The 6585-nt window shown below is 70.1% G+C and carries 3 protein-coding genes and 1 pseudogene; all 4 read left to right on the top strand.

All coding sequences use genetic code 11. The annotated features are described in order from the left end of the window. A partial coding sequence (gene tolA / locus Q0741_RS14280; protein WP_298233876.1) for a cell envelope integrity protein TolA occupies positions 1–889 on the top strand: 889 nt, incomplete at its 5' end. A gap of 128 nt (positions 890–1017) precedes the next feature. Continuing rightward, positions 1018–1668 carry a response regulator gene (locus Q0741_RS14275; RefSeq protein ID WP_298233875.1) on the top strand — a complete coding sequence of 217 codons (651 nt, stop codon included), beginning with the start codon at positions 1018–1020 and terminating at the stop codon, positions 1666–1668. Between the two features lie 446 nt (positions 1669–2114). Continuing rightward, positions 2115–3746 (top strand): PAS domain-containing methyl-accepting chemotaxis protein, encoded by a 1632-nt coding sequence (locus tag Q0741_RS14270; protein ID WP_298233874.1) that lies wholly within the window; start codon positions 2115–2117, stop codon positions 3744–3746. Positions 3747–4604: 858 nt separating this feature from the next. After that, positions 4605–6585: pseudogene (locus Q0741_RS14265) on the top strand (hypothetical protein); the annotation flags it as partial.

Here is a 6585-nt window from a genome sequence, read left to right as displayed (position 1 = left end):
GACGCCGCGCGCCGCCGCCCCGGTGCCCGCACCGCCGCCGCCTCCACCGCCGCCCAAGGCCGCGGCGGCACCGGCACCCTCCCCGCGTGACGCGCAGATCGCGCTGGAGCGCGAGCGCCGCGAGAAGGAGCGTGAGCGCCAGGAGGAACTCGCCGCCGAGAAGGCGCGCGCCGAGAAGCTGGCCAGGGAGAAGGCGGAGAGAGCCGAACAGGAGCGCCAGGCCAAGCTCAAGGAACAGGCCGAGCGCGAGAAACGCGCCAAGGCCGAGGAAGCCGAGAGACGCGCCAAGGCTGCGGAGGCGGAAAAGCGGGCCAAGGCTGAGGAGGCCGAGAAGCGAGCCAAGGCCGAGGAGGCGGAAAAACGCGCCAAGGCGGCCGAGGCCGAAAAGCGGGCCAAGGCTGAGGAAGCCGAAAAGCGCGCCAAGGCCGAGGCGAAGGCCAAGGCCGAAGCCGAGGACAAGCGCGCCAAGGCCGCCGAGGAAAAGCGCCAGGCGGAGCTGGCGGCCAAGCTGCGCCAGCAGCAGCTCGCCCGCATGATGGGCCAGGTCAACGGCTCGCCCGACAGCCCCGGGGGCAGCGGCTCGCCGGGCTCCAGCGGCAAGGCCGCGCGCGACGCCGGACCCTCCGCCGGCTACGCCGGGCGCATCGTTGCGCGCGTGAAGCCCAACATCGTCTTCGGCGACGACATCAACGGCAACCCGATGGCCGAAGTCGAGGTGCGCACCGCGCCCGACGGCAGCATCGTCGGCCGCAGGCTCGTGCGCAGCAGCGGCAACCCGGACTGGGACCAAGCCGTGCTGCGCGCCGTGGACCGCACCGGCGTGCTGCCGCGCGACGTGGACGGCCGCGTGCCGTCGGCCATCGTCATCGGATTCCGTCCGCGCGACTGATTCGCGTGGGGGTGGCTGTCACACCGCCCTGACACACCGCCCTGCCATGGACCGCCGGCAATCGGTGAAACTGCTATTCCTGTAAACACGGGCCATCAAAAAATCGCCAAGTCGGCAAAAATGGCGCCATGACCGCGCGCCCCAATGTCGTCGAGCATCCCGCCGTGGAAAACGCGGCAGACCACTGCACCACGCTGGAGGTGGCGCGATGGTTGGGAATGGCGGTGCGCTCGGTGCAGCTGATGGTGGACCGCGGCGAGCTGCAGGCCTGGAAGACGCCCGGCGGCCACCGCCGCATTTCGCGCAGCTCGGTCGAGCGCTGGCTGGCCTCGCACCACAGCGGCACGACGGTGCCGGCGCCCTCGACGCAGACGCCTACGCGCACGGTGCTGCTGATCGAGGACTCGGCGCACTGCCAACACCTGGTGTCGCTGCTGGTGCGCGAGCAGTTTCCCGACGTCGAGCTGCACGTGGCCGACGACGGCATCGCCGGCCTGGCGATGGCCGGCGAGCTGCAGCCGGCGGTGCTGATCGTGGACATCCTGCTGCCCGGCATCGACGGCGCCACGCTGCTGACCAGCCTGCGCACGCACCCGCAGTTCTCCCGCAGCCAGCTCATCGTCCTGACCTCGCTGGATGAAGTGCAGCGCGCTCCCTACGCCTTCGCCCTGGCGGGCGTGCCGGTGGTGCACAAGCCCCGCCTCGTGGCCGAGCTGCCGCCGCTGCTGAGCGAGCGCCTGGCCCGCGCGGCGAGCCTGCCGCCGGCGCTGGCGCGCTGAGCGCCCGGCACCGCATCAGCTTCATCACACGCCACGACCCGCGACCCGATGCGGTTGCAACGGCCGGGCCGGCGCCGCCGCCTGCTGCCTTCCGTACACCGCACCTCCTTCGCTGGGAAGCAACGGAATGCGCAATTCCAGCAATTTGCAGCGCAAGTTGCCGTTGCACCAAAGTAGGGAAAACCACTTTCAGCGCACTGGCGTGGTGAATTGCGTGAATTTGTCACCTCACGCCCATACAGATCGCGCGGCAAACGCCGAAACTTTGCGGTGTCACAATTTTCTGCTGCGCTGATCAGCGCAGCGTCGCGTGACAGCTGCCCTTCTGCGCTGGCAAGCGAAGACTCCGCTGCATGCGGAGTCCGTGCCACGCGGCTTGCGGGCACCAAATCGAAGCGCCGCCGTCACGACCGCGACGCCCCTTCCGAATTGCGAAAGTCCCTGCCATGCGCAATACCGGCCCCGTGACCGGCCGCGAGTACGTGCTCGAAGACGGCGTGACGCTCGTCTCCACCACCGACCTCAAGAGCTACATCACCTACTGCAACCCGGCCTTCATCCAGGTCAGCGGCTACACCCGCGACGAGCTGCTGGGCCAGCCTCACAACATGATCCGGCACCCCGACGTGCCGGCCGAGGCCTTCCGCGACCTGTGGGCCACGCTCCAGGAAGGCCTGCCCTGGACGGGCCTGGTGAAGAACCGGCGCAAGAACGGCGACCACTACTGGGTGCGGGCCAACGTGACGCCGGTGGTGGAGCACGGGCGCACGGTGGGCTACATGTCCGTGCGCGTGAAGCCCACGCGCGAGCAGGTCGCGGCGGCCGAGGCGCTGTACGCCGAGATGCGCCGCCGCCCGCAGCGCTACCGGGTGCATCACGGTGAGGTGCACGAGCGCTCGCTGCGCGGGCGGCTGCGCACGGCGCTGCGCTGGGGCCTGGGCGGGCGCATCGTGGCGATGAGCCTGGGCACCTCGGTGGGCAACGCGGCGCTGGCCGCCAGCGGGCTGCACTGGGCGCTGAGCGTGGGCGCGGGGCTGGGCCTGGGCGTCGGCATGGCGCTGTGGCTGCGGCACCTGGCCGTGACGCCGCTGCGCGACGCCATCGCCACGGCCAACTGCCTGGCCGCCGGCCAGCTCGGCAGCGCCGTGTCCAAGGCCGGCGCCGATGAGGTCAGCCAGCTCATGCGCGCGCTGGCGCAGCTCGACGTGAGCCTGCAGGCCATCGTGGGCGACGTGCGGCGCGAGGTGGAAGGCATCCGCACCGCCGCCAGCGAGATTGCCTCCGGCAACGGCGACCTGGGCACGCGCACCGAGACCCAGGCCGGCAGCCTGCAGCACACGGCCTCGTCGGTGGAGCAGATCGCCGTGACGCTGCGCCACAGCGCCGAGCATGCCGAGACCGCGCGCGGCCTGGCGCAGGAGGCTGCCGATGCGGCGCGCCAGGGTGGACAGTCGATGCAGGCCATGGTGCAGCGCATGGGCGAGATCCGCGAGGCCTCGCAGCGCATTGGCGAGATCATCCAGGTCATCGACAGCATCTCGTTCCAGACCAACATCCTGGCGCTCAACGCCGCAGTGGAGGCCGCGCGCGCCGGCGAGGCCGGACGCGGCTTCGCGGTCGTGGCCGGCGAGGTGCGCGCCCTGGCGGGCAAGACCACCGACGCGGCGCGCGAGATCAAGGACCTCATCGGCGACGCCACCTCCCGCGTGGAAGCCGGCAACGCGCTGGCCGAGGCCACGGGCCGCACCGTGCGCCAGAGCGCGCAGGCGGTGGACCGGGTGTTCGGCCTGATCGCCGACATGAGCCGCGCCGCGCAGGAGCAGGCCCAGGGCGTGGAGCACGTCAACAAAGCCGTGAGCCAGCTCGACAGCGTCACGCAGCAGAACGCGGCGATGGTGGAACAGCTCGCCTCGGCGGCGCACTCGCTGCAGCGCCAGGCCGAGGTGGTGGCCGCCTCGGTGCGTATCTTCCGCACCGGCCGCGACGATCCCCCGCCCGCCCTGCAGCAGGCTTCCCTGGCCAGCCGGGTGGAGACGCGCAAGCTCCTGCAAGCCGCCTCGGAATCGGCCTCGCTGTGAGCGCGGCCTGAGCGCCGGCACGCGTGAGCGGCGCTCAGCCGCCGCCGCACTTCAACGGCCACCATCGGCCGGCTCCGGCCGCACCCGCTCCATCGGCGGGCTCCGGTGTGCCACGGCCTGCACGCTGCTCCCGGGAGGGAGCAGTCGCGCCGCTGTCAGATAACAGCAAGGTTCGTGAATAACACACAGCGCCGTGTTATTCGTGTGCTCAACGGCCTAATCATTCAGCCGAATACCGGTTTATATCAACCTGCTGCATTTCTTACCACGGCAGTCCGCCCCACAGAAATACAGCACTTATGTCACGCCGGCTCGAACAAATGAGGCAACGCTGAGCCACAACCGGCGTAACAGCTCGACAATTGCTCTCGAAGCAACAAAAGCGCTCTCCAGCGCAAGGAATTTGGAACTCACCCCTCAGGCATGAACAACCGCTGGCGCCGCATTCAAGACGGCTCCTGACGGGGATGGCGGCACAGTCCAACGGCACGCGCATGTGCCATGCATGCGTTTGTTCCTGATACGCCTTCTGCCGGACGCCCGTTAGACGGGCAGGCCGGCTGCAACGGTCCATGCCTGCCTGTTTGAAATTCATTTCCCAGCCTATTTCCGAATGCCCATATGGGCATCCCTGAAAAGGCGCGAAAAACAAATATCGACGGCGGCACATCTCCGGGCCACCGTCGCGGCGGAGCCATGCTTGCGCCCGTCGCCCTCAAACCAATACCAAACCCTGGCGCCTCACCATTCATGGCGCCGGGCACCCCCATTTTCTCTACGGAGAATGCAGTGCGTCGTCCTTCTTTGAATCACGTATTTCGGGTCATCTGGAATTCGGCCTCCGGCTCCTGGGTGGCCGTGGCCGAAAACCGCCCGGGCCGAGGCAAGACCTCCAGCCGCGCCGCGGTGGCAGCCGTCGTGCTGGCGGGTCTGGCCGGCATGGGCACGGCCCAGGCCGAGGGCCTGACGGCCATCGTCGACGGCCAGGGTGGCGGCGGCTGCATGGTCGGCGTCGGCGGCTGCGGCTTGCCCACCAGCAATGCCCTGTTCACCAACTTCTATACCCAGGGCGGTGCCGGCAGCGGCGGCGGCGCGGGCCTGGGCGGTGTCTTCTTCGTCAACAACGGCGCCTCGCTGTCGCTGAACGACGTCACCTTCGAGCACAACGCCGTCAAGGGCGGCGAAGGCGGCAGCACGCCCGATGTCAACGTGTCCAGCGCCACGGTCTCCCTGACGGAGAAGACGTCCGACGTCACTGCCGTCACGGCCTTCCAGGTCAGCGCCACGGTCAGCAACAGCAGCGGCTCGCTGACGGTTTCGAGCGTGACGCTGAGCAACGCCAACCCGCTGCTCAAGGCGGGCTCGGCCGTCTCGATGGGCGGCGGCACGGCCACCATCGGCTCGATCTCGGGCAACTCGGTGACCTTCAGCACCCCGCTGACGGTGGACGCCTCGGCCATCAAGACCCTCTCCGGCGCAACGCTCAACAACGGCGCCACCACCATCGGCGCGGCCAACTTCGCCGGCTTGGCCAACTCCGACGTGGCCACCGGCATGAGCATCGTGGGCACCGGTATCCCGGACGGCACCACGATCACGAACGTGGCGCGCGACGCGACCAACGCCGTCACCAGCATCACGCTGAGCAAGCCCATCGACCTGTTGGCCGCGGGCCAGCCCCTGCAGCTGCCGGGCGTGTCGCTCAAGCTGGTGGACCTCACCAGCTTCCAGGCTTCGCAGTTCGCCAACCTCGGCAACAACCAGATCCGCCTGCCCGCCTCCGGCCTGGGCCTGAGCGTGGGCATGGAGCTCACGGGCGACGGCGTGCCCCCGGGCACCACGATCACGGCCATCAACGGCGACGTGGTGACGACCAGCAACGCGATCACGGGCATGGGCTTCAAGGGCGCACTGCCCGTGGGCCGCGTGGGCGGCAACACCCTGCAGCTCGTCGGCGTCGATACCCGGCTGAGCGTGGGCACCGAGATCAGCGGCACCGGCATCCCCGACGGCACTACCATCACGGCCGTTGACGCACAGACCGGCAAGCTCACGCTGAGCAAGGAGCTGACGGAAGTTCCGACAGACGTCTCCACCAAGAGCATCCTCGGCCAGTCCGGCGCCGTGCTGCAGCTGCGCAGCGCCGCGGGCCTGCAGGCCGGCATGGTGCTCGAAGGCGAAGGCATCCCCGCCGGCACGCGCATCCTCAGCGTCTCGGGCAACACGGTGGTGCTCAGCGCCGCACCGTCGCCCGGCCTCACGAGCTTCACGGCCAGTTCGGCCTTCAGCACCGGCGGCTCGCTCAACGGCCTGGCGGCCTCGGGCCCGGTCGGCGCCAACGGCGGCAACGGCACCAACGCCAGCTGGCTGGTGCCCGCCATCACCGACGGCGAAGGCCGCAACGGCACCAACGGCGGCAACGCGCGCAACGGCACCAACGCCGCCGGCGGCAAGGGCGGCAGCGGCGGCAGCGGCAGCAGCGGCGTGCCGCTGAACGCGCAGCTCATCATGGCCGTGGCCAACGCGACCAAGACGGCCGTGGCCGACACCGCCGCCGCAGCGGGCGCCCTGGCCACCTTCCCGCCCAATGGCGTGCTGTCCGCGGCGCACGCGGTGGCCGCGGCGGTGGCCTATGTGGACCTGGGCCTGAACATCGCCAACCTCGTGACCTGGAACGTCGGCCTGGCCAATGGCCAGGTGGGCTTCGGCGGCGACGGCGGCCAGGGCGGCAAGGGCGGCAACGGCTCGACCTTCTTCGGCGGCGGCGCCGGTGGTGCCGGCGGCAACGGCGGCAACGGCGCGACGGGCCGCACCGACGGCGGTGCCGGCGGCGACGGCG

The sequence above is a fragment of the uncultured Azohydromonas sp. genome, assembly GCF_937926365.1.
Taxonomy (GTDB): domain Bacteria; phylum Pseudomonadota; class Gammaproteobacteria; order Burkholderiales; family Burkholderiaceae_C; genus Azohydromonas.
This window is presented reverse-complemented; position numbering and strand designations above follow the sequence as displayed.

Bases quoted from the DNA above. Each gene is read 5' to 3' on its own strand.
- Q0741_RS14270 (WP_298233874.1), top strand. From the start codon at position 2,115: ATGCGCAATACCGGCCCCGTGACCGGCCGCGAGTACGTGCTCGAAGAC.
- Q0741_RS14275 (WP_298233875.1), top strand. From the start codon at position 1,018: ATGACCGCGCGCCCCAATGTCGTCGAGCATCCCGCCGTGGAAAACGCG.